Here is a 24477-nt window from a genome sequence, read left to right on the forward strand (position 1 = left end):
GGGAGAAGGAGCCCCTCCTCCCGGTTTCCTGTTATGCCTGAACAGCCTGTCCGGGCAATTTCGCCTTCAACAAGGTATAACCGATGACCGCAGCCAGTAATGACCCGATGAGAATGCCGAGTTTTGCCCAGACGATAAGCTCAGGCGCATGCGCCCCAAACGCCAGCGTCGAGATAAAGATCGACATCGTAAACCCGATTCCGCAGAGCACGCCCACGGCCATAATCTGCTTAAACGTAGTGCCATTCGGTAAAGACGCCAGCTTCAGTTTAATCGCCAGCCAGCAAAAGAGGCTGATCCCCAATGGCTTACCGATAAACAAGCCAGCAATGATGCCCAGCGGCAGCACGGATGTCAGGCCGTCCAGCGTCACGCCGCCGAGGGAAACGCCCGCGTTGGCAAACGCAAACAGCGGCAGGATCATAAAGGCGACCCACGGGTGCAGCACATGCTCCAACTGTTTTGCCGGAGATTTGCCATCCTGCGGCTTAAGCGGCACAAGGAAGCCCACAATTACGCCCGCCAGCGTGGCATGCACGCCCGATTTCAGCACCGCCGTCCAAAGCACCATCCCCACCAGGATGTAGATACCAATGCGGCGGATGTTAAAGATGTTCAGTAGTGCCAGCACCGCAATTGCCCCAGCGGCCACGCTCAGCGACAGGATTGACAGATCGCTGGTATAGAAGAGCGCGATAATGACGATAGCGCCCAGGTCATCGATGATCGCCAGCGCCATCAGGAAGATTTTTAGCGCCACCGGCACGCGGCTACCCAGCAGGGCTAATACACCGAGGGCAAAGGCGATATCCGTCGCGGCCGGAATAGCCCAGCCGTGGCGCGCCATCGGATCCTGCCAGGTGAATGCAAGGAAAAGTAACGCCGGAACAACCATCCCACCGAGCGCGGCAATCACCGGAAACGCGGCGCGCTGGCGACTGGCAAGCGAGCCCAACACCAGTTCACGCTTAACCTCAAGCCCCACCAGCAGGAAAAACACCGCCATCAGCGCATCGTTGATCCACAGCAGCATGTTCTTGTTGATTTCCAGCGCCCCGACCTTCAGCTCAACGGGCGTTTCCAGAAATGCATGGTAGAGATCGCGTGTTAATCCTACGTTCGCCAACACCATCGCGGCCGCTGCAGCAATAATCAGGATCACGCCACCGGACGCTTCACTGCTAAAGAAACGGTGTAGTAATTTCATTTAAGTTCTCTCTTTTACAACAATACCTCGATAAAACCATAATACCAAGCCAAACAACTCGGCAAAAACAGATTAATATTGAGTATAGATTCAGTTTTACCGAGCTATATCTTCAAATAGAAAAAGCCCGGAATCGCTTCCGGGCTTTTTAAGGACACTTAACAGCTAACGGATTAGCGCGTTAAATCATCGAAGAATTTTTTGACGCCATCGAAGAAGCTTTTGGAGCGCGGGCTGTTTTTCTCACCCGTCGGGCCGCCAAAGCTTTCCTGCAGCTCTTTCAGCAGCTGTTTCTGCTTGTCGTTCAGGCCAACCGGCGTTTCCACAACTACGCGGCACAGCAGGTCACCCTGCGCACCACCGCGAACGGATTTAACGCCTTTCCCGCGCATGCGGAACAGTTTGCCGGTCTGGGTTTCGCCTGGTACCTTCAGATTTACGCGACCATCCAGCGTCGGCACTTCGATTTCACCGCCCAGCGCCGCCATCGCGAAGTTGATCGGCACTTCGCAGTACAGGTTGTTGCCTTCACGCTCGAAAATAGCGTGCTGCTTCACCTGAACCTGAACATACAGATCGCCTGCCGGTGCGCCATGCTCGCCCGCTTCGCCTTCACCTGCCAGACGGATGCGGTCGCCCGTATCAACGCCAGCCGGGATTTTAACGGACAGGGTTTTCGTTTTCTCAACGCGACCGTGGCCGTGGCATTTGGTGCACGGATCTTTAATCAGCGTACCGCGACCGTGACAATGCGGACAGGCCTGCTGTACCGCGAAGAAGCCCTGGCGCATCTGCACCTGACCGGAACCGTGACAGGTTGGACAGGTCTGTGGCTGCGTACCCGCCTTCGCGCCGCTGCCATGGCAAACGTCACACTCTTCCAGCGTCGGGATGCGGATCTCTTTGGTGACGCCGCGAACGGCCTCTTCCAGCGTCAGATCCATGTTATAACGCAGGTCCGCGCCGCGCGCTGCGCGCTGACGACCACGCCCACCGCCGAAGATGTCGCCGAATACATCGCCAAAGATATCGCTGAAATCAGCGCCACCGCCAAAGCCGCCGCCACCGAATCCACCGCCACCCATGCCGCCCTGTTCAAAGGCTGCGTGACCATACTGGTCATAGGCCGCACGTTTTTGTGCATCGGTCAGGACTTCGTAGGCTTCTTTGATCTCTTTAAATTTGGCTTCAGCCTCTTTGTCACCCTGGTTACGGTCCGGGTGGAATTTCATGGCCAGGCGCTTATACGCCTTTTTGATTTCACGCTCTTCCGCTGTTTTGGAAACGCCTAAAATCTCGTAATAGTCTTGCTTAGCCATCTTTTTTATCTGCCCCTAACATGCGTGCACGGGCGGAGAGGAAACCTCTTCGCCCGTGCCAGTAATTACCCGTTCAAAGGGCGATTATTTTTTGTCTTTCACTTCTTCGAACTCAGCGTCGACAACGTCGTCGTCTTTCGCGTTGTTCGCAGATGCATCAGCGCCCGCCTGCTGTTGAGCGTGCTGCTGCTGAGCGATTTCCATCAGCTTCTGGGAAGCCTGCGCCAGCCCCTGCATCTTCGCTTCGATATCCGCTTTATCTTCACCTTTCAGTGAGGTTTCCAGCGCAGTCAGTGCAGCTTCGATAGCAGTCTTGTCTTCCGCTGGCAGTTTATCGCCTGCTTCTTCAACCTGCTTACGGGTGCTGTGCAGCAGATGGTCACCCTGGTTGCGGGTCTGAACCAGCTCTTCGAATTTACGGTCTGATTCCGCGTTAGCTTCGGCATCACGAACCATTTTTTCGATTTCCGCTTCGTTCAGGCCAGAAGATGCCTTGATGGTGATCTTCTGCTCTTTACCGCTGTTTTTGTCTTTCGCAGACACGTGCAGGATACCGTCAGCATCGATGTCGAAGGTGACTTCGATCTGCGGCATGCCGCGCGGTGCCGGGTTGATACCGTCCAGGTTGAACTGACCCAGAGATTTGTTATCCGCCGCGCGCTTACGCTCACCCTGAATCACATGGATGGTTACCGCAGACTGGTTGTCTTCAGCGGTAGAGAACACCTGGCTGTGTTTCGTCGGGATGGTGGTGTTTTTGTTGATGAGCGCAGTCATCACACCGCCCATGGTTTCGATACCCAGAGACAGCGGGGTAACGTCCAGCAGCAGTACGTCTTTCACTTCACCGGTCAGTACGCCACCCTGAACCGCAGCACCGATTGCGACCGCTTCGTCCGGGTTAACATCTTTACGTGGCTCTTTACCAAAGAATTCAGCAACTTTCTTCTGAACCATTGGCATACGGGTCTGACCACCCACCAGGATAACGTCCTGAATGTCAGACACGGACAGGCCAGCGTCCTGCAGTGCAACTTTCAGCGGCTCGATGGAACGGTTCACCAGGTCTTCTACCAGGCTTTCCAGTTTCGCACGGGTCACTTTGATGTTCATGTGTTTAGGACCGGTCGCGTCTGCAGTGATGTACGGCAGGTTCACGTCGGTCTGCTGAGCGGAAGAGAGCTCGATCTTCGCTTTCTCAGCGGCTTCTTTCAGGCGCTGCATCGCCAGCGGATCGTTACGCAGGTCAATGCCCTGATCTTTCTTGAACTCGTCAACGAGGTAGTTGATCAGACGGGTATCGAAGTCTTCACCACCCAGGTGGGTATCACCGTTGGTTGCCAGAACTTCGAAGGTTTTTTCGCCGTCAACTTCGTCGATTTCGATGATAGAGATATCGAAGGTACCACCACCCAGGTCGTAAACCGCGATAGTGCGGTTGCCAACTTCTTTATCCAGACCGTAAGCCAGTGCAGCCGCGGTTGGTTCGTTGATGATACGTTTTACTTCCAGACCTGCGATACGGCCAGCATCTTTGGTTGCCTGACGCTGAGCATCGTTGAAGTAGGCAGGTACGGTGATAACAGCTTCAGTTACCGGCTCACCCAGGTAATCTTCAGCGGTTTTCTTCATTTTCTTCAGCACTTCAGCAGAAATCTGCGGTGGTGCAGTTTTGGTGCCTTTCACATCAAGCCATGCATCGCCGTTATCTGCCGCGATGATTTTGTAAGGCATGATGGAAACGTCACGCTGAACTTCTTCGTCCTGGAAGCGGCGGCCAATCAGGCGTTTGATCGCAAACAGGGTGTTTTGCGGGTTTGTCACTGCCTGACGTTTAGCCGGCTGACCAACCAGAGTTTCACCATCCTGGGTATAAGCAATGATAGAAGGCGTGGTGCGATCGCCCTCGGCGTTCTCCAGCACACGTGCAGTAGTGCCATCCATAATCGCTACACAAGAGTTGGTAGTACCCAGGTCGATACCAATAATTTTACCCATCTAAACGTCTCCACTAAAAATTCAGTCAACATGTGGTTGTGTACCTGTAATAAGGGCAGAACGTGCTTTTTCAACTGCCCAGATTTGATTTTTTTCAGGTCCACACACTGCGGTTGCTTACAAGATGGGGTCGCAACGGCATCCATCAAGGGGGACGTATAAAAAAAATTTTAATTTCCCCCTGATGAGATCATAGACGGCATCGATTGCGCCCCTTATTATGCCGCGCCCCGTCAGGGAGTATTGACGCGGGTTTAACCATTTCACCATATAAATGATGATTTTTTTGAGGACTTATGGGCAACACTAAGTTGGCTAATCCGGCTCCGCTGGGCCTGATGGGTTTTGGCATGACCACTATCCTGCTGAACCTGCACAACATCGGGATGTTCCCGATGGATGGCATTATTCTGGCGATGGGCATTTTTTACGGCGGTATCGCGCAAATCTTCGCGGGCCTGCTGGAATATAAGAAAGGCAACACCTTCGGCTTAACCGCCTTTACCTCTTACGGCTCTTTCTGGCTGACGCTGGTTGTCATTCTGCTGCTGCCTAAAATGGGCCTGGCAGACGCGGCAAACGCGCATTTCCTGGGCGTTTACCTGGGTCTGTGGGGCGTGTTCACCCTGTTCATGTTCTTCGGCACCCTGAAAGGTAACCGCGCGCTGCAGTTCGTCTTCCTGAGCCTGACCGTGCTGTTCGCCCTGCTGGCCATCGGCCACCTGGTGGATAACGAAGGCATCGTACACGTTGCGGGCTGGATTGGCCTGGTGTGCGGCGCAAGCGCTATTTACCTGGCAATGGGCGAAGTGCTGAACGAACAGTTCGGCCACACCATTCTACCGATTGGTGAAAAACACTGATCCCTCTGTCGTGCCCGCCTCGCGGGCACGACATCCCCGCGTCTGCCTCAGCCAAATCCCTAATCCCAGCCCCATCAGCGAGAGCGCCAGCACGTACCAGGCCGGAGCCATGGGAGACACGCCCATCAATACCGTCACCGCAATCGGCGTCAGTCCACCGAAAATGGCATACGACACGTTGTAAGAGAAAGAGATGCCGCTGAAACGGACTTCCGGCGGGAAGGCTCGCACCATCACGTAAGGCACTGCACCCACGACGCCCACGCACAGCCCTACCACGCCGTACAGCAGGAACAGCTGTTCAGGATGGCTGCCCGCCAGATGGTAAAATGCCCAGCTCGACGCGGCCAGCAACAGGCTGCCGACGATAAAGGTCACGCTGGCCCCAAACCGATCCGCCGCCAGCCCGGCGGCAAGACAGCCAAAGCAGAGCATGATTGTCGCGATACTGTTCGCCTGCAGCGTCACCGCCGGGGCGAATCCATACTGTTTCTGCAGCCACACCGGGGACATCAATATCACCACCACAATGCCCGCCGAGAGCAGCCAGGTGAGCAGCATCGACACCACCACCGCTTTTTTATGGCGTACCACAACCGCCTTCACCGGCAGCTCATCCGCCAGCGCTTTGCGCTGCTGCATCTCCAGGAATATCGGCGTCTCCTGCAGCCAGCGTCGCAGGTACATCGCCACCAGGCCAAACGCCCCGCCCAGCAGGAACGGAAGACGCCAGCCCCACTCATGAACGGCCTGTTGCGTCATGCTGGTATTCACAATCGTCGCCACCACCGACCCCAGTAAGATCCCGACGGTGAGCCCCGCGGTTAAGGTTCCACAGGCGATCCCGATGCGACGGGCAGGCACATGCTCGGACACAAATACCCACGCTCCTGGAACTTCACCACCGATGGCCGCCCCCTGGAGAATACGCATCAGCAATAGCAGCAACGGCGCAAGGATACCCATCGAGGCATAGGTGGGCAGCAGACCAATAGCCAGCGTGGGCACGGCCATCAGCAGGATACTGAGGGTAAACATCTTCTTACGCCCGACCAGATCGCCAAAGTGCGCCATCACAATGCCACCCAGCGGACGCGCCAGATACCCGGCGGCAAAAATGCCGAAGGTTTGCACCTGACGCAGCCATTCCGGGATATCCGCCGGGAAGAAGAGTTCCCCCACCACGGCGGCGAAGAAGACAAAGATGATGAAATCGTAAAATTCCAGCGCGCCACCTAAGGCCGCAAGCGTGAGGGTTTTGTAGTCCTGTCGATTCAGAGGTCGGGTGTTATGTGACATAGCGAACCATTATGCGTGTGTTGTGGATTTATTTTTACAGCGATCGTAAAGAAAAAATTACTATATCGTAAATCCGTTTACACGCTACTGCGGCTGACGCTAATGTCACACTTTCTTTATTTTCAGGAGATTGTTTCGCGGCGAGCGCTTTTGGGACGAAAAGCTGCTACTACTTTTTCATCGGTTTCCACATAGGGGCCGTCAAGCAGCTGTATACAATACGGTACACTTGCAAAAATACCGTGCACAATGACGCTGCCATCTTCTGCTTTCAGCCCTTCCAGCGTCTCTTTGATCGACTTCGGCTGGCCCGGCAGGTTCAGGATCAACGCCTGCTTGCGGATCACCCCCACCTGGCGGGAAAGAATGGCCGTCGGAACAAAGTGTAGACTGATCTGCCGCATCTGTTCACCGAAGCCCGGCATTTCGCGATCGGCAACCGCCAGCGTCGCATCCGGCGTCACGTCACGCCGCGCGGGGCCGGTTCCGCCCGTCGTCAGAACAAGATGACAGCTCATCTCATCCACCAGCTCACACAGGGTCTGCTCGATGATCGGCTGCTCGTCCGGGATCAGGCGAGTCTGGATCTCAAACGGGGTGGTCAGCGCGCTGCCCAGCCACTCTTCAAGAGCAGGGATGCCTTTATCCTGATAAACACCGCTGGAGGCGCGGTCAGAAATCGACACCAGGCCGATGCGTAAGGTATTCATATCCATTCCATTCAAAAAGTACTGATTAAAGGGAATGATACACGCAGAGAGGAAATTCAGACAGAGGCGGGGGTAAGAGGCGTGACCGGGAGCCCGGTCACGCGGAATGATTACAGCAGGTCGCCGATCATTTTTTCCAGTTTGCCCTGGTCAACAGCAAACTTACGGATACCGTCCGCCAGTTTGTCTACTGCCATTGGATCCTGGTTGTGCTGCCACAGGAACTCGGATTCCGTGATGCGCTCTGGGCGTGCTTTCACTTCACCGGTGTAGGACAGCTTACGCTCCAGGGTACCTTCGCTTTCAGCCAGCTCTTTCAGCAGCGCAGGGGCGATGGTCAGACGGTCACAGCCAGCCAGCTCGATGATTTCACCGACGTTACGGAAGCTTGCGCCCATAACCACGGTCTCATAGCCGTGCTGTTTGTAGTATTCGTAGATTTCAGTAACAGAAACCACGCCTGGATCTTCAGCCGGTGCGTACTCTTTCTTGTCGGTGTTGGCTTTGTACCAGTCCAGAATACGGCCCACGAACGGAGAAATCAGGTATACGCCCGCTTCTGCACATGCACGCGCCTGCGCGAAGGAGAACAGCAGGGTCAGGTTACAGTTGATACCGTCTTTTTCCAGCTGCTCTGCAGCGCGGATGCCCTGCCAGGTAGAAGCCAGTTTGATCAGGATACGGTCGTTGCTGATGCCAGCATCGTTGTACATTTTGATCAGACGTTTCGCTTTCGCGATAGACGCTTCGGTGTCGTAGGAGAGACGTGCATCCACTTCGGTAGAGATACGGCCAGGAACCAGTTTCAGGATTTCCAGACCGATGTTTACTGCCAGCTTGTCGGTAGCGTCCACAACCTGCTGCGCGCGGTCGCTGCTCTGTGCTTTCGCCCAGGTCACTGCGTCGTCAATCAGTTTGCGATACTCAGGGATCTGTGCGGCGTTAAGGATCAGAGAAGGGTTGGTTGTGGCATCCTGCGGCTGGTACAGCTTCATTGCCGCGATATCTCCGGTGTCAGCTACGACAGTGGTGAACTGACGAAGGGAGGTCAATTTATCCGTCATGATAGTGTTTCTCTTTTAACGTGCCCTGGATAATTCACGCTACCGACAGCATGCCTGCAGCGGAAAAATGACAGGTTTACTTGTTAGGGGGATGTAACCGGTCTGCCCTGATGATAACACGAGTGAGAGGCAGCGCAACCGCAGACAGTGCGCTTAGGCAGAGTATGATAAACTGAGAATATTAACAGGCTGCTAATCAACAGCATGTCCAATCAGTGGTAGCGCTTACATATTCACTTTGGCATCAACAAGAGGGATGTTAATGCCTGATTTCCTGTTCTTTATTAACGAAATTCTCTGGGGTTCGATAATGATATATCTGCTCCTGGGAGCAGGTATCTGGTTCACGCTGCGCAGTGGTTTTATCCAGTTTCGTTATATTCGCAAATTTGGCAGAAGTCTGAAAAATAGCCTCACCCCACAGCCGGGCGGATTAACCTCATTTCAGGCACTCTGCACCAGTCTCGCCGCGCGGGTCGGCAGCGGTAATCTGGCGGGCGTTGCGCTGGCCATCAGTGCGGGGGGGCCTGGCGCTGTATTCTGGATGTGGGCCACGGCGATTATCGGCATGGCGACCTCGTTCGCTGAATGCTCGCTCGCTCAACTCTATAAAGAGAAAGGCAAAAACGGTCAGTTTCGCGGCGGTCCGGCCTGGTATATGGCCCGTGGACTGGGGATGCGCTGGATGGGCGTCCTGTTTTCGCTCTTCTTACTCATCGCCTATGGCCTGATTTTTAACACCGTCCAGGCAAACTCCGTGGCGCATGCCATGCGATATGCCTTTGCCTGCCCGGAATGGATAACCGGTGCTGTTTTAGCGCTTCTCACCCTGCTGACGATATATGCCGGTCTCAAAGGCGTGGCCCGCCTGATGCAGTGGCTGGTTCCGGTTATGGCCCTCCTGTGGGTAGCCGCCAGTCTGTTCGTTACCGTACTGCACATCGATCAGTTTCCGGACGTCATCGCCGCTATCTTTAAGAGCGCGTTCGGCTGGCGCGAAGCGGCCTCGGGCGCGCTGGGTTATACCGTCAGTCAGGCACTCACGGCAGGGTTTCAGCGGGGCATGTTCTCGAACGAAGCCGGTATGGGTTCAACGCCCAACGCAGCTGCGGCGGCGGCGTCCTGGCCTCCCCATCCTGCGGCGCAGGGCATTGTGCAGATGATTGGTGTGTTCACGGACACCATTATTATCTGCTCCGCCAGCGCGATGATCATTCTGCTGTCGGGGCCCCTTCCCCATCCCTCTGGCACCGTCGGGATACAGCTGGTTCAGCAGGCGCTGGTCAATCTTGTGGGTGGCTGGGGAGCCGGTTTTGTCTCATTGATCGTGGGTCTTTTTGCCTTTAGTTCGATCACGGTGAACTATCTCTACGCGGAGAACAACCTGATCTTCCTGAAGCTTGATTCACGACATTCGCGCAACGTGCTTCGCGTGTGTGTCATCGCCATGATAATGACGGGTGCCCTGCTCAGCATGCCGGTGGTCTGGCAACTGGCCGACGTGATTATGGCGCTGATGGCGATCACCAACCTGACGGCAATTTTGCTGCTTTCTCCGGTGGTGACGCTCATTGCTCAGGACTATCTGCGTCAGCGCAAGCTGGGCCTTAAACCCGTGTTTGATCCCACCCGCTACCCCGAAATTGAGGCGCAAATTGCCCCCGGCTCCTGGGATGATTTGCCGCGGCAATAACAGCTATCGATCAATTCAGGGCGATTTTTTGCTAAAGTCGCTCTAAATTTCCTGCAAGGACTGGATATGCTGATTCTGATTTCACCTGCAAAAACGCTCGATTACCAGAGCCCGCTCGCCACCGAGCGCTATACCCAGCCTGAACTGCTGGACCACTCGCAACAGCTGATCCGCGAAGCGCGTAAACTCTCTGCGCCGCAAATCGCCTCGCTGATGAGCATCAGCGACAAGCTGGCCGATCTTAACGCGACCCGCTTTCACGAATGGCACCCGGATTTCACCCCGGCTAACGCTCGCCAGGCGATTCTGGCCTTTAAAGGTGATGTCTATACCGGCCTGCAGGCGGAAGATTTTAGCGAAGCCGATTTCGATTTTGCCCAGCAGCATCTGCGTATGCTGTCAGGCCTGTACGGCGTACTGCGCCCGCTGGACCTTATGCAGCCGTATCGTCTGGAGATGGGGATCCGCCTGGAAAACACCAAAGGCAAAGATCTTTACCATTTCTGGGGCGATATCATTACCGACAAGCTGAACGCGGCGCTGCGCGCCCAGGGCGATAACGTAGTAATTAACCTGGCCTCAGACGAATACTACAAGTCAGTGAAACCGAAAAAGCTGGATGCAGAGATCATCAAACCGGTGTTCCTCGACGAGAAGAACGGTAAGTTCAAAGTGATCAGCTTCTACGCCAAGAAAGCACGCGGGTTGATGAGCCGCTACATCATCCAGAACCGCCTGACGAAGCCGGAGCAGCTGACCGGATTTAACAGCGAAGGCTATTTCTTTGACGAGGCGTCGTCGGGGAAAGGCGAGCTGGTGTTTAAGCGCCACGAGCAGTAAAAACAAACCCCGCCAGCTGGCGGGGTTTTGCATTAATGGTGTTTCCAGTCCGGGCCGCGGTCGTCGCGGCGGTCATCGTGGTGATGGTCATCATGGCGATTGTCATGCTTACGCTTTTCATCATGCGGACGCCAGTGGTTATCGCGCCAGTCATAGTGCGCCTTCCACCAGTCGTGGTCGCGCCAGCGGCCGCCGTCCCAGTAATGTCCGTTGTTATCCTGGTCGCCAATCTGCAGTTTTACCGCGGGGACGAGGGTGATTTCGGATGCCTGTACCGCCATGGGAGCGACCAGCATCAGTGAAAGCGCGATGAGTGCAGGTTTCAGGGTAGACATAGGTGACTCCTTCTTATACTTGCCCAACGTGGGCCGATGTAAGGAGATTACGCGAGGGGAACGGGGGATGTTATTCTCTGCAATCCTAAACGCTAAGTGACCGCATTTATTGGGAATTTCTACTTTTTTCCTGCTTACTTTCTCCTTAATTTCTTCACAAAAAAAGCCGGGTGGCGCTGCGCTTACCCGGCCTACGATGAGTTCGCCGTTGTAGGCCCGGTAAGACGAAGCCGCCACCGGGCAACACAATCACGCGCGAGCCATCATCAGCTTACGCAGCGCGGCAAAATCTGCCGGTAGTTCATGTGACAGCAGCGGCAGATCGGCACGCTCGGCCAGCTCTTTCGGCAGCGACAGCGTTTCGCCCAGGATCTCTTCCACGCTCTCTTTGAACTTCGCCGGATGCGCAGTGCCCAGGAACAGGCCATATTCACCCGGATTGAGCTGATCGCGCAGCGCGCGGTAAGCAATCGCCGCGTGCGGTTCAGAGGTGTACCCCACAGCTTTCAGCTCGCGCATGGTCGCTTTGGTGGTTTCATCCGTCACCGCGGCGTAGCCCAGGTCACCCAGACGCCAGATCTTACGGCGGAACAGCTCTTCCACGCGCGGCCAGTTGTTTGGCTGCGATACATCCATTGCGTTAGAGAGCGTCGCCTGCGTAGCGTTCGGCGCCCACTTCCCGTCTTTCAGGAAGCGCGGCACGGTGTCGTTGGCGTTGGTGGCGGCGATAAAGCGTTTCACCGGCAGACCCAGAGATTTCGCCAGCAGGCCCGCCGTCAGGTCGCCGAAGTTACCGCTTGGTACGGAAACCACCAACTGGTTGCGCGCTTCCTGCGGCAGCTGCGCCACCGCTTCGAAGTAGTAGCAAATCTGCGCCAGCAGACGGCTGATGTTGATGGAGTTAGCAGAGTTCAGCCCCAGGGCGATCTTCAGCTCTTCGTCGTCGAAGGCCTGCTTGACCAGCGCCTGGCAGGCATCGAAATCGCCGTCAATCGCCACGGTTTCAATGTTGCCGCCGAGCGTACAGAACAGTTTTTCCTGCAGCGGGCTGATTTTGCCTTTCGGGTAGAGGATCACTACGCGGACGTTTTTCAGTCCGTAGAACGCGTGCGCCACCGCCGCACCGGTATCACCGGATGTCGCCGTCAGGATGGTCACCGGTTTGTCGCCGCTGATGTGGGTCAGCATCTGCGCCATGAAGCGGCCACCGAAGTCTTTGAACGCCAGCGTCGGGCCGTGGAAAAGCTCCAGGCAGCCAACGTCAGGCTCAACCTGCTTCACCGGTGCCGGGAAAGCAAACGCCGCACGCACGCGCTCTTCCAGCAGCTCCTGCGGGATTTCGTCGCCGATAAACGCCGACAGAATTTTAGTGCTGCGGGTGACAAAGTCCTGCTTCAGCAGTTCGTCGATGTCGGTCAGCTGAAATTCCGGCAGGTCATGGGGAAAAAACAGCCCCTGATTTTTGCCCAGCCCCTGAGTTACCGCCTGCGCGAAGCTGACCTGCTCGTTATGATCTTTAAGGTTGTAGAGTTTCATTAATTATCCCAGTACTCGTGCGCCAGCCGTGTCCAGACGGCAAATATGAACAAAGCCTTCCTGATTTTGCAGGTAGTGTTTAGAGAGCCAGTCCGCCACGCGCTGCGCGGTGTCTGGCTTGTCGCACAGGGCGAACAGCGTCGGGCCTGAGCCGGAGATGCCGCACGCCTGCGCGCCGATATCCATCGAGGCCTGTCGCGCCTCGTTAAAACCGGGCAGCAGCTTCGTACGGTACGGCTCGGCAATGACGTCTTTCATCAGCTTCGCCGCCAGCTGCGGCTGACGGGTGTAGCAGGCGTGAATAAAGCCTGCCAGGTGACGCCCGTGGGCGATACAGTCCTGACGACGATACTGCGCAGGCAGGATCGCACGCGCTTCCGCGGTAGAGACCTTAATGCCCGGATAGGCCAGCACCCACAGCCACTCATCAAACCCTGGCACCTGCTGGCTGATGATGCCATTTTCTTCGATCATCAGCTGCATGCCGCCGAGGAAGCACGGCGCCACGTTATCATAATGAATACTGCCCGAAATGCGCCCTTCCAGCTCGCCCATCAGGCCGAGCAGGCGATTATTGTTCAGCGGCTTGCCGCAGTGCTCGTTCATCGCCACCAGCGCGGCGACCACGGAACACGCGCTGGAGCCCAGGCCTGAGCCAATCGGCATGCTTTTTTCCAGCGTCATGGCGACCGGCACGTTTTTGCCGATCTCCTGACAAAAGCGTTCCCAGCACTGATAAACGATATTTTCGCGCGGCTCAGACGGCAGTTTGCTGGCGAAGCGGCCCACGTTATTCAGGCTGAAGCTCTCTGCCGCTTCCACCGTAACCGTATCGCCCAACAGCGAACCATCCACCGGCGTGACCGCCGCGCCCAGCACGTCAAATCCGACGCTCATATTGGCGCTGGAAGCCGGGGCATAAACTTTGACCATGTTAAACTCCTAACTTCCATGACAGGGTACGCAGCAGATCGGCAAACACACCCGCCGCCGTAACATCGTTCCCTGCGCCATAGCCGCGAAGCACTAGCGGCAATGGCTGATAATAGTGGCTGTAGAACGCCAACGCATTCTCGCCGTTTTTGACTTTGTACAGCGGATCGTTGCCATCCACTTCGGCAATCTTCACCCGGCACACGCCATCTTCTTCAATGTTGCCAACATAGCGCAATACCTTACCTTCATCACGGGCTTTCGCCACACGGGCGGCAAAAGCATCGTCAAGCTGCGGCAAATTCGCCATAAAGGCGCTGACGTCACCGCTGTCATCAAACTCTGCTGGCAGCACCGGCTCAATCACGATATCCGAAAGCTCAAGCTCGCGGCCCGTTTCACGCACGAGGATCAGCAGCTTGCGCGCCACGTCCATCCCGGAAAGGTCGTCACGCGGATCCGGCTCGGTATAGCCCAGCTCGCGCGCGGCGCGAGTGGCTTCCGACAGGCTCATCCCCTCATCCAGCTTGCCGAAGATAAAGGACAGCGAGCCGGAGAGAATGCCGGAGAAACGCTGCAGTTCATCGCCCGCGTTGAGCAGGTTTTGCAGATTTTCGATAACCGGCAGGCCTGCGCCGACGTTAGTGTCATACAGGAACTTGCGGCGCGATTTGCTCGCCGCCAGACGCAGCTGGTGATAGTAATCCATCGACGAGGTGTTGGCCTTTTTGTTTGGCGTCACCACGTGGAAACCTTCGCGCAGGAAGTCGGCGTACTGATCGGCCACCGCCTGGTTGGAGGTACAGTCAACAATCACCGGGTTAAGCAGGTGATACTCTTTCACCAGACGGATCAGGCGGCCCAGGTTGAACGGCTCTTTCGCCTCGTTCATCTCGGCCTGCCAGTTTTCCAGGTTCAGACCGTGAACGTTGGTCAGCAACGCTCTGGAGTTGGCAATCCCGCAGACGCGCAAATCGATATGTTTCTTCTTCAGCCACTCCTGCTGACGCTTCACCTGCTCCAGCAGCGCGCCGCCTACGCCGCCCACGCCAATCAGGAACAGCTCGATCACCTGGTCGGTGTTGAACAGCATCTGGTGAACGACGCGCACGCCGGTGGTGGCGTCATCGTTGTCCACGACAACGGAAATCGAACGCTCAGACGAGCCCTGCGCAATCGCCACGATGTTAATATTGGCGCGCGCCAGCGCGGCAAAGAATTTAGCGGAGATGCCGCGCAGCGTGCGCATGCCGTCACCGACGACTGAGATAACCGCCAGACGCTCCTGAATGTACAGCGGCTCCAGCAGTTCCTCTTTCAGCTCCAGATAGAACTCTTCCTCCAGCGCGCGACGGGCGCGCAGGCAATCCGCCTGCGGTACGCAGAAGCTGATGCTGTATTCGGAAGAGGATTGGGTGATCAGCACCACTGAGATACCGTTGCGGGACATGGCTGCAAAGACGCGCGCCGCCATGCCGACCATCCCTTTCATCCCCGGGCCGGAGACGCTGAACATCGCCATATTGTTGAGGTTGGAGATGCCTTTCACCGGCAGACCGTCTTCATCGGTACTTGCGCCAATCAGCGTACCCGGCGCCTGTGGGTTACCGGTGTTTTTAATCAGGCAAGGGATCTGGAACTGGGCAATCGGGGAGATGGTACGCGGGTGAAGCACTTTAGCGCCGAAGTAGGAAAGCTCCATCGCTTCCTGGTACGACATCGACTTGAGCAGCCTGGCGTCCGGAACCTGGCGCGGGTCGCAGGTATAGACGCCGTCAACATCAGTCCAGATCTCACAACAGTCCGCGCGTAAACAGGCGGCCAGCACGGCGGCGGAGTAGTCGGAGCCGTTACGGCCCAGCACCACCAGCTCGCCCTTCTCGTTACCGGCGGTGAAGCCTGCCATAAGGATCATGTGGTCAGACGGGATTTTGCTCGCGGCGATACGGCGGGTTGATTCGGCAATATCAACGGTGGATTCGAGGTAGTGGCCAACCGCCAGCAGTTTTTCAACCGGGTCGATCACGGTCACGTTATGGCCGCGCGCTTCCAGCACGCCCGCCATGATGGCGATTGAGAGTTTTTCGCCCCGGCAGATCAGCGCCGCGTTGATGCTGTCCGGGCACTGGCCGAGGAGGCTGATGCCGTGCAGGACGTGTTTGATTTGCGCAAATTCCTGCTCAACGAAGGACTTCAGCTGAGCGTGCGGGAAGCCGGGCAGCGCCTCTGCAAGCCCTTGCAGTAGGTCAGCGAAGATACGCTCGGCGTCGCTGATGTTCGGGAGTGCATCCTGGCCACCGATGGTTTTTTCAATCATCGCCACCAGATGGTTCGTGATTTTTGCCGGGGCAGAGAGCACGGTAGCAACCTGCCCCTGCCTGGCATTGCTTTCCAGGATATCGGCAACACGCAGAAAACGTTCTGCATTTGCCACTGATGTACCGCCGAACTTCAACACTCGCATGGTTCTACCTCGTTTCCTTTAGCCGAAAAAAAAGCCCGCACTGTCTAGGTGCGGGCTTTTTTTGTTTTTCCTGTACGCGTCAGCCCGCATCGTTACCCGTGGTAATGATGATGGTTGTGGTAATGGTGGTGATGCTGATGCGTTTCATGGATGTTGTGTACTCTGTCATTATTATCTGTCTGTGCTGTATTCTTTTAGGGTTAAAGGATCGGGCACCTTAAGTCAACGAATTTTTAATTTGATCACAATTCGGAGGACTCTCACGTCCCGCTGCCGTCGGATTTATTTTCATCCGAATACCCCAAAAGCAACCCTTAGCCTCAGATGATTACACCATAATAAAAATGTATGACAGCACTTTACTCGGCCAGTTTTTTTTCAATATCGTGCAGCAAACGGTGCAGCATTGCCGTGTCGCGTTGCTCAAGACGGCCCAAACGCTGCTGTAGCCAGTCGACCATTTTTTGATCGTCAGCCACACCCAGCTGCATGAGCAGGTTTTCCACGCGCGCGCGAAGTGCAGCCAGCTGGTTTTCATCGGTGCCTGTAACAGGCGGCTGCGGAATTTGTATTAAGGATGCTAATTGATAGCAATAGACCATCACCGCCTGGCCTAAATTGAGTGAAGGATAATCTGCAACCATCGGCGCGCCTGTCAGCACATCCGCCAGTTCCAGCTCTTCATTGGTCAGCCCGGAATCTTCACGCCCAAACACCAGCGCGGCTTTCTCCAGCCACTGGCTTTTCTCTTCCAGCATCGGCACCAGCTCCGCGGGTGTGGCGTAGTAATGGAACTTCGCCCGGCTGCGCGCCGTGGTCGCAACGGTAAAGGAGATGTCGTGAAGCGCGTCGGCAAGCGTAGCGTAAGTGGTTATATTATCGAGAATATCTCCCGAACCGTGCGCGACCCAACGTGCCGCAGGCTCCAGGTGCGCGGCGCTGTCCACAATACGTAAATCGGTAAAACCCATGGTCTTCATGGCACGCGCCGCAGCGCCTATGTTTTCGGGTCTTGCTGGGGCCACCAGCACAATCGACAGATGCATTTATGCTCTCTTTTTAAGCAGTTAGCGGGTAAAAATGTGATGCGCCTCAACATATTACGCAGCACGAATTTACAAAATTGCAACACAAATCACCGAAATAGCGTTTCATAACAAATTAAAAACGCTAAACTATTTTGTGGCTGAACAATCAGTTAGAATGTTAACAGACAGATATTATCCCTATGTTTTATAATGATAATGACTGTGTGAATGCCTATTCTTAATTGGATTCGTATTGTTTATCAATCAATGTCCGCAACTAGTTGGTTTATTGAAAATTTGTGACAAAGGCTAGCATTCGGATACGATGATTTCATCAAACTGTTAACGTGCTACAATTGAACTTGATATATGTCAACGAAGCGTAGTTTTATTGGGTGTCCGGTGTCACTTAGCCTGTTATGTTGCTGTTAAAATGGTTAGGATGACAGCCGTTTTTGACACTGTCGGGTCCAAAGGGAAAGTACCCAAGACCAAGCTAATGATGTTGTTGACGTTGATGGAAAGTGCATCAAGAACGCAATTACGTACTTTAGTCACGTTAAGCCGATCATGTTAATTTGCGACATGCATCAGGCAGGTCAGGGACTTTTGTACTTCCTGTTTCGATTTAGTTGGCAATTTAGGTAGCAAACATGCAGACCCCGCACATTCTTATCGTTGAAGACGAGTTGGTAACACGCAACACGTTAAAGAGCATTTTCGAAGCAGAAGGCTACGATGTCTTTGAAGCGACCGATGGCGCAGAGATGCATCAGATCCTTTCTGAAAATGATATCAACCTGGTCATTATGGACATTAACCTGCCAGGCAAAAACGGCCTTCTTCTGGCACGCGAACTGCGTGAACAGGCGAACGTCGCGTTAATGTTCCTTACAGGCCGTGACAACGAAGTTGATAAAATTCTTGGCCTGGAAATCGGTGCGGATGACTACATCACCAAACCGTTTAACCCACGCGAGTTAACCATTCGTGCGCGCAACCTGCTGTCCCGCACCATGAATCTGGGAACGGTCAGCGAAGAGCGTCGTAGCGTAGACAGCTACAAATTCAACGGCTGGGAACTTGATATCAATAGCCGTTCACTGATCAGCCCGAACGGTGAGCAGTATAAACTGCCGCGCAGTGAATTCCGCGCGATGCTGCACTTCTGCGAAAACCCGGGCAAAATTCAGTCCCGTGCAGAACTGCTGAAGAAAATGACCGGTCGCGAGCTGAAGCCGCATGACCGTACCGTAGACGTGACCATCCGTCGTATTCGTAAGCATTTCGAATCTACGCCAGATACGCCGGAAATCATCGCCACGATCCACGGCGAAGGGTACCGTTTCTGCGGCGATCTGCAGGAGTAATCCCGCAGTTAACGCATTAAAAAACGGCGCATTTGCGCCGTTTTTTTTATTTCCAGATCCGCACCGTATCGTCATCCGGTGCTGCGGGTGGCTCGGGTTGCTTCGGCTGAGAGAGCGAGTACCAGTCGAAATGACGGGTCAGGTACATGACGGCGAACAGCGCCAGCGCGAGAACCGCTGACCCCAACAGCAGTGCGCTGTCCTCCGAGCGCAGCAAGAACCACATCACCACGTCCAGCCCCAGCAAGGCCAGCACAAATAGCCCGCTGCGCTTCCAGCTTTTCAGCACGGCCTGCAGGTACATTCCGTTCATCGCTGCGCCCACCAGACTTGCAACAACCCAGGCTGGCGTAAACCCAACGTGTTCAGACAACGCCAGCAACACCAGATAGAACAGCACCAGCGACAACCCCACCAGCAGATACTGCATTGGGTGCAGGCGCAGCCCGGTTAAGGTTTCGAAGACAAAGAAGGCCATAAACGTCAGCGCAATCAGCAAAATGGCGTACTTGATCGCCCGGTCAGTCAGCTGATACTGATCGGCGGGCGTGGCTACCGTGACGCTAAAGGCAGGGATCGACTCCCACGATGGCGATTCGCTCCCGCTGAACCAGCTCTCAAGGTTGTTCGCAAACCAGCTGCTCTTCCAGTTCGCCTGGAAACCAGACTCGCCAATTTTGTGCTTAACCGGCAGATAGTTGCCCATAAAGCCCGGATGCGGCCAGTTGCTGTTGAGCGTCATTTCGCTATTACGCCCTACCGGTACCACCGCAAAACTGCCGGTTCCCGCCAGATTGAGTGACATCTCAAGTGCAAACGTTTTGGATTCCAGCGCGTTGTCGGTCAGCGGGATGTGGATCCCCGCAAGCGCCCCGTAGACACCTGAACCGGGTTCCACGCTTAGCGTCTCACCGTTGATTTTAGAGATACTGACCGTGCCAATACCCCGCGCGTCGCCAACGCCCGTCACGATAAACGGCTGCCCTGTCGCGATCGTTTCTCCTTTCAACTGCTTCAGCGCTTCGGTATTAAACTGCGCTTTTATCTTCAGGTCAGTGTTCCAGATTTGCCCGTCGTAGATGCCAATATTTCGGGACTCCACGCGCTGGTTCCCTTCCACAACCAGAGAGTCCGGCAGAATGAAATGCATATAGCTTTTCTTGTATTCGACCTTCTTCTCGTCCTCCAGCTTGTAAAAAATCTCCGTCACCGGAATGGCAATCAGCGGGCCGACCAGTTTTTGCGGTCCGCTGGTGCTCTGGCGAAGCGTATTTTCGACATCGTTACGATAGCTTTCACGCTCTGAAATGAGATTACTGACCATAAACAACGGAACTAACAGCAGCAGGATGCACCCCAGCAGGGTGCTTACTTTCCAGAACAGGGGGGATTTCATCATTACGTCTCCTTTGTGATGAGGAGAGCGTAACCAGGCCGTGTGGGGTCAGTTTGAAGCTATGTGAAGGGACGGTGAAGTGCCAGCGTGGCCATCACGCCACCTTCATCGCGATTACGCAATGTAATCGCTCCCTGATGCAGACGCGCCACCTCCTGGACAAACGCCAGCCCGAGTCCGCTGCTCTTCAGCCCGTTCTCGCGCGGCAGGGAATAAAAGCGCTCAAAAATACGCGCCAGCGCATAATCCGGGATACCGCTTCCGTTATCGGTCACCGTGAGCAGAACCTGCGTTGGCGCTTCATACGCGGCCAGTGCAATAACCCCGCCGGGCGGCGTGAAGTCGATGGCGTTATCCAGCAAATTACCCAGAGCCTGTTCGAGCAGTTCGGGATCGCCCGCAACACACAGAGAGGTGCTTTGGATCGTCAGCGTGATATTTTTCGCTGTCAGAACCGCCGAACGCGCGTCGGCCAGGCGGGTAAATAGCGTGTCGACGTCGACGCTGACCGGCACGATCTCGACCCGATTTTCAAGCCGCGACTGGGTAAGCAGCTTTTCGACCAGCGACTGCATGCGCGCGTTTTGCACCAGAATATTATCGATAAACCGCGCGGCCACCTGCGGCGGCGGCTGCTCGGCGAGAATTTCCGCCGCGCCGCGTATCGCGGCGATGGGGCTTTTCAGCTCGTGGGTCAGCGCATGGACATAGTGTTCAATGTAGTTTTTCCCTTCCAGGCGAATGCGCATATTCTCCAGCGCCTGGGCCAGCTTGTGCAGTTCGCTGCTGCCAGGATTAGGCAGCGGGAGAGGCGTATCCGTGGTCACCGAGTCGGCATAGCGCGATAACGTACTGATAGAACGATTGATCCACCAGGCGACGAGAAGACCGATCAGCAGGGCAATGCCGAGCAGCGCTCCGCCTGCCCACAGGATCCTTCGCTCGCTGCGATGGATAACCGGTGCCATCGCGCTGTTAGGTTTCCCGACCGACAGCACGCCGATAATCTTGCCCTGCTCCACAACCGGTGCGGCAACATACATCACCGTGCTCTCCGGATCGTCGGGATGGCTCTGGGTACTGCGCGCGCCGTATTCACCGCGAAGCGTCAGCCAGACATCGTTCCAGCGCGAGTAATCTTTCCCCACGGCCAGACCAGCGGAATCAAACACCACTCTGCCCTGCGCATCGGTCATGTAGACGTGATACTCGTTACGCACTTTATGAATGCCGCCGATATTGGCGCGGAAAGGGCGCTGATGAAGCTGAGAAAAGGCCTGTGCCAGTTTGCCCTGCTGCGCATTGCCCGAAAGGAGATCCTCACGCCCGACTTCGGCGAGTAAGGTCGCAGTATCGATTAACGTGCCCTCGGTTGCCCTGCGCACGCCGGGCTTTACTTCCTGAACAAAGATCGACAGCACGAACCACGCGGCGATGGCCACGATCAGGAAGTACCCCAGCAGCAACCGCATCCCAATGCGCATCAGTAAAGACCCAGACTGTAGCCCATACCGCGATGGGTGCTGATGGGTGAAAGTTCCTCGTTTACCGCCCGCAGCTTGGCGCGCAGGGTTTTGATGTGGGTGTCCACGGTACGGTCGAAACTGTCGCCGTCTTCACCCCATACCTTGTCCATGAGCTGCTGACGAGAAAAGACCCGTCCGGGGGCCTGTAACAAGGTTTTGAGCAGCAAGAATTCATAGCGGGTCAGGGGCAGTGCTTCACCGCACCAGCTAATCCGCGCGGCTGGCTCATTCAGCTCAAACTGCCCGATTCGGACGGTGTCAGAAGGCGCAGCCGATTTTTGCATCCGCCGTAAAATGGTCCTTACCCGGGCGCACACTTCCCGTGGGGAGAAAGGCTTGGCAACGTAGTCGTCAGCGCCCATTTCCAGGCCGAGGAGTTTATCCACTTCATCGCTGCGCGCCGTCAGAAACAGCACCGGCAGTGACGGATGCTGGGCCAGCAGCTGGCGGCACAGCTCGAAGCCGCTGATGTCCGGCAGCCCGACGTCCAGAATGGCGAGCGCCGGAGCCTGCCGCCGCGCTGCCTCCAGCACCGGTAAACCGCGCTCAAACGCCTTTACCGCGAATCCTTCCTGCTGAAGCATGTAGATCAGCGTATCGGCGATACTGGTTTCGTCTTCAACCAGCCAGACCACAGGTTGTTGCATGGTTCATCCCTGAATTAATGCCACGGCATAATCGGCACCGCGCTGATCGCGTTTTTCGGCGAGCCTTCCACCACTTTGTCGGAATAGGCGAGGTAAGCCAGGGTGTTACGTTTGGCATCATAGAAACGCACCACCTGCAGCTTTTTAAACACCAGCGAGGTCCGTTTCTGGAATACCACGTCGGCCTGCGCTTTGCCGTTTTTAATTTTATCGCTCAGCTCAACCGGCCCCACCTGCTGGCAGGAGATCGCCGCATCGGAAGTATCTTCCGCCAGCCCCAGCCCGCCTTTGATACCGCCCGTTTTCGCGCGGCTCACGTAGCAGGTGACGTTTTTCACGTCCGGATCGTCAAACGCCTCCACAACGATTTTGTGGTCCGGGCCAAACATTTTGAACACGGTATCGACGGAACCAATCTGTTCCGCCTGCGCGGCGCGGCCGACCATCAGCAGCAACGCGGTGAAGATCAAAGTCTTGTATTTCATATTGTTACCATTCTTTAAAATTGCACTGGGCGATTATTCAACACTTTAGACAAAAATGTAGCAAGATCACAGGATTAGAATATATTCGCCCAAAACGAGCCGTAAAAGGCATTAATGCGCAAAAAAAACACTGAATGCTAAAACATCAAAAAATGCTATTATCCGCTAACCTGTTATCAGGCACCTGCTGTTTTAAGGATGAGGATAGTATATGGATCAGGCTGGAATTATTCGCGACCTGCTAACCTGGCTGGAAGGTCATCTCGACCAGCCTTTGTCACTGGATAATGTGGCGGCTAAAGCAGGCTATTCCAAGTGGCATCTGCAAAGGATGTTCAAGGATGTCACCGGTCATGCTATCGGTGCCTATATTCGCGCACGTCGTTTATCTAAATCTGCTGTGGCATTGCGCCTGACCGCGCGGCCGATTCTGGATATTGCCCTGCAGTATCGTTTTGATTCGCAGCAAACGTTCACCCGCGCCTTTAAAAAACAGTTCTCGTTGACGCCAGCGCTTTATCGTCGTTCGCCTGACTGGAGCTCGTTTGGCATGCGTCCGCCGCTGCGTCTGGGCGAGTTCGCGATGCCGAAATATGAAATTGTCGCGTTGCCGGAAACCCATCTGATCGGCACAACCCAGAGCTACTCCTGTTCTCTGGAGCAGATTTCTGAGTTCCGTCATCAGATGCGCGTCCAGTTCTGGCGCGACTTCCTGAGCCATGCACCGGCAATCCCGCCAATTCTGTACGGTCTGAACGAAACGCGCCCAAGCCAGGAAAAAGACGACGAGCAGGAGGTGTTCTACACCACCGCGCTGACGCCAGAGATGGCGAATGGTTATATTCAGGGTTCGAAACCGGTCGTGCTGGAAGGCGGCGAGTACGTGATGTTCTCGTATGAAGGGCTGGGAACGGGCGTTCAGGAGTTTATCCTGACCGTTTACGGGACCTGCATGCCAATGCTGAATCTTAATCGCCGTAAAGGTCAGGACATTGAGCGCTACTACCCGGCGCAGGATGCCAAACCGGAAGAAGGCCCAATCAATCTGCGTATGGAATTCTTGATTCCTATCCGCCGTTAACGCTGCAGTTCGTCAAGCGCAGGGGCATCGAGATGCGAAATGTCCCCTGCCATCTCCACTACCCAGCCCGACGCCAGCCATGCGCTTTCCTGATAATCAATTCGGGAAATGGAGCAGTTGCGCAGACGCAAACGGCGCTCAGCGTAAGCCGGTAACCCCAGAATAGTGCTCACCAGGCAGCCCAACGCAATCCCGTGACTCACCAGCAGCGGACGGCTTCCCGCCGGGAGCTTCAGGCATTCCGCCAGTGCGGCATGCATACGCACGCTCAGCTCCTGCATGGATTCCCCTTCTGGAATACGGCCATCTTCGGTACCGTTCACCAGCGTGCGACGCCAGCCCTCTTCCGTTTCCGTCAGCGTATCGATATGGCGTTTTTCCAGCACGCCCATATCCAGCTCGCGCAGGCGCGGCTCCAGCATGACATCACAGCCGCAGGCATCTGCGATGATGCGCGCCGTCTGCTGTGTGCGACCTAAATCGCTGGTAATCACGTGAGTAATGCCCAGCGTTCTGGCGCGTTCCGCCACCTGCCACGCTTGCTGCACACCCTTTTCGGTGAGAGGACTGTCCGACTGGCCTTGAATACGTCGCTCGGCGTTCCACTGCGTTTCACCGTGGCGAACAAGGTAAACCTGTAACATGTTTTTTTCCGTTATACTGCGATGAGTTTTTTTTGAATC

The 24477-nt window shown here is 55.5% G+C and carries 23 protein-coding genes and 1 other annotated feature; of the genes, 5 read left to right on the plus strand and 18 right to left on the minus strand.

The annotated features are described in order from the left end of the window. Positions 1 to 31: 31 nt before the first annotated feature. From nhaA to dnaK, 3 genes are all read right to left on the minus strand, one after another. Positions 32 to 1207, minus strand: coding sequence for a Na+/H+ antiporter NhaA (gene nhaA, locus AC2T6E_RS11280; RefSeq protein ID WP_486691762.1), 1176 nt, complete (start codon positions 1205 to 1207; stop codon positions 32 to 34). A gap of 173 nt (positions 1208 to 1380) precedes the next feature. Next, complete coding sequence (gene dnaJ, locus AC2T6E_RS11285; protein WP_010427068.1) at positions 1381 to 2526, minus strand: molecular chaperone DnaJ; 1146 nt, start codon at positions 2524 to 2526, stop codon at positions 1381 to 1383. A gap of 84 nt (positions 2527 to 2610) precedes the next feature. After that, on the minus strand, positions 2611 to 4524 hold the full coding sequence (dnaK, locus tag AC2T6E_RS11290; protein WP_486691767.1) for a molecular chaperone DnaK: 1914 nt from the start codon (positions 4522 to 4524) through the stop codon (positions 2611 to 2613). A gap of 296 nt (positions 4525 to 4820) precedes the next feature. Between dnaK and satP the strand changes: the two genes are divergently transcribed. Beyond that, the gene (gene satP / locus AC2T6E_RS11295) at positions 4821 to 5387 is read left to right on the plus strand and encodes an acetate uptake transporter (protein ID WP_486691769.1); all 567 of its coding nucleotides are present in this window, start codon (positions 4821 to 4823) and stop codon (positions 5385 to 5387) included. Here the strand turns inward: satP and AC2T6E_RS11300 are convergent. From AC2T6E_RS11300 to tal, 3 genes are all read right to left on the minus strand, one after another. After that, positions 5364 to 6686, minus strand: coding sequence for an MFS transporter (locus AC2T6E_RS11300; RefSeq protein ID WP_042716550.1), 1323 nt, complete (start codon positions 6684 to 6686; stop codon positions 5364 to 5366). The genes satP and AC2T6E_RS11300 overlap by 24 nt on opposite strands. 122 nt (positions 6687 to 6808) lie before the next feature. Then, positions 6809 to 7396 carry a molybdopterin adenylyltransferase gene (gene mog, locus AC2T6E_RS11305; protein ID WP_010427076.1) on the minus strand — a complete coding sequence of 196 codons (588 nt, stop codon included), beginning with the start codon at positions 7394 to 7396 and terminating at the stop codon, positions 6809 to 6811. 110 nt (positions 7397 to 7506) lie between these two features. After that, positions 7507 to 8460, minus strand: coding sequence for a transaldolase (gene tal, locus AC2T6E_RS11310; RefSeq protein ID WP_120159195.1), 954 nt, complete (start codon positions 8458 to 8460; stop codon positions 7507 to 7509). 262 nt (positions 8461 to 8722) lie between these two features. On the opposite strand from tal, the gene AC2T6E_RS11315 reads away from it, so the two are divergent. Further along, a complete protein-coding gene (locus AC2T6E_RS11315) occupies positions 8723 to 10153 on the plus strand; it encodes an alanine/glycine:cation symporter family protein (protein WP_454539788.1) in 1431 nt (476 codons plus the stop codon). 66 nt (positions 10154 to 10219) lie between these two features. Continuing rightward, entirely contained in the window at positions 10220 to 10993 is a 774-nt protein-coding gene (gene yaaA / locus AC2T6E_RS11320) for a peroxide stress protein YaaA (RefSeq protein ID WP_278435195.1), read from the plus strand. Between the two features lie 32 nt (positions 10994 to 11025). Here yaaA and AC2T6E_RS11325 read toward each other — a convergent pair whose 3' ends face one another. From AC2T6E_RS11325 to yjjY, 7 genes are all read right to left on the minus strand, one after another. Then, on the minus strand, positions 11026 to 11328 hold the full coding sequence (locus AC2T6E_RS11325) for a DUF2502 domain-containing protein (protein ID WP_089599221.1): 303 nt from the start codon (positions 11326 to 11328) through the stop codon (positions 11026 to 11028). A gap of 249 nt (positions 11329 to 11577) precedes the next feature. Next, the gene (gene thrC / locus AC2T6E_RS11330) at positions 11578 to 12864 is read right to left on the minus strand and encodes a threonine synthase (RefSeq protein ID WP_120159192.1); all 1287 of its coding nucleotides are present in this window, start codon (positions 12862 to 12864) and stop codon (positions 11578 to 11580) included. Positions 12865 to 12867: 3 nt separating this feature from the next. Next, positions 12868 to 13797: a homoserine kinase gene (gene thrB / locus AC2T6E_RS11335; protein WP_119935609.1), complete on the minus strand. Its 930-nt coding sequence runs from the start codon at positions 13795 to 13797 to the stop codon at positions 12868 to 12870. Position 13798: 1 nt separating this feature from the next. Next, the gene (gene thrA / locus AC2T6E_RS11340; protein WP_174341073.1) at positions 13799 to 16261 is read right to left on the minus strand and encodes a bifunctional aspartate kinase/homoserine dehydrogenase I; all 2463 of its coding nucleotides are present in this window, start codon (positions 16259 to 16261) and stop codon (positions 13799 to 13801) included. Positions 16262 to 16285: 24 nt separating this feature from the next. Continuing rightward, positions 16286 to 16402, minus strand: a sequence feature (Thr leader region). Continuing rightward, a complete protein-coding gene (gene thrL, locus AC2T6E_RS11345; protein ID WP_015572623.1) occupies positions 16341 to 16409 on the minus strand; it encodes a thr operon leader peptide in 69 nt (22 codons plus the stop codon). Its footprint overlaps the feature before it by 62 nt. Before the next feature lie 211 nt (positions 16410 to 16620). Then, complete coding sequence (locus AC2T6E_RS11350; RefSeq protein WP_148401104.1) at positions 16621 to 17307, minus strand: tRNA/rRNA methyltransferase; 687 nt, start codon at positions 17305 to 17307, stop codon at positions 16621 to 16623. 399 nt (positions 17308 to 17706) lie between these two features. Beyond that, entirely contained in the window at positions 17707 to 17847 is a 141-nt protein-coding gene (gene yjjY, locus AC2T6E_RS11355) for a YjjY family protein (RefSeq protein ID WP_085928893.1), read from the minus strand. Positions 17848 to 17942: 95 nt separating this feature from the next. Here yjjY and arcA point away from each other — a divergent pair, with 95 nt between their 5' ends. Next, entirely contained in the window at positions 17943 to 18659 is a 717-nt protein-coding gene (gene arcA / locus AC2T6E_RS11360; RefSeq protein WP_003856501.1) for a two-component system response regulator ArcA, read from the plus strand. 46 nt (positions 18660 to 18705) lie between these two features. On the opposite strand, the gene creD is transcribed toward arcA, so the two are convergent. From creD to creA, 4 genes are read right to left on the minus strand one after another with little or no spacing between them, the layout of a single operon-like run. Continuing rightward, positions 18706 to 20058: a cell envelope integrity protein CreD gene (creD, locus tag AC2T6E_RS11365; protein ID WP_260662855.1), complete on the minus strand. Its 1353-nt coding sequence runs from the start codon at positions 20056 to 20058 to the stop codon at positions 18706 to 18708. Positions 20059 to 20114: 56 nt separating this feature from the next. Further along, a complete protein-coding gene (gene creC / locus AC2T6E_RS11370) occupies positions 20115 to 21539 on the minus strand; it encodes a two-component system sensor histidine kinase CreC (RefSeq protein ID WP_260662854.1) in 1425 nt (474 codons plus the stop codon). Beyond that, complete coding sequence (gene creB, locus AC2T6E_RS11375; protein WP_260662853.1) at positions 21539 to 22228, minus strand: two-component system response regulator CreB; 690 nt, start codon at positions 22226 to 22228, stop codon at positions 21539 to 21541. Before creB ends, creC begins: the two co-directional genes overlap by 1 nt. Before the next feature lie 14 nt (positions 22229 to 22242). After that, entirely contained in the window at positions 22243 to 22713 is a 471-nt protein-coding gene (gene creA / locus AC2T6E_RS11380) for a protein CreA (protein WP_108417133.1), read from the minus strand. Positions 22714 to 22924: 211 nt separating this feature from the next. Between creA and robA the strand changes: the two genes are divergently transcribed. Beyond that, positions 22925 to 23794, plus strand: coding sequence for an MDR efflux pump AcrAB transcriptional activator RobA (robA, locus tag AC2T6E_RS11385; protein WP_010427100.1), 870 nt, complete (start codon positions 22925 to 22927; stop codon positions 23792 to 23794). On the opposite strand, the gene gpmB is transcribed toward robA, so the two are convergent. Then, positions 23791 to 24438, minus strand: coding sequence for a 2,3-diphosphoglycerate-dependent phosphoglycerate mutase GpmB (gpmB, locus tag AC2T6E_RS11390; protein ID WP_008502057.1), 648 nt, complete (start codon positions 24436 to 24438; stop codon positions 23791 to 23793). The genes robA and gpmB overlap by 4 nt on opposite strands. Positions 24439 to 24477: the final 39 nt, after the last annotated feature.

The sequence above is a fragment of the Enterobacter sp. B79-1 genome (genome assembly GCF_057444735.1).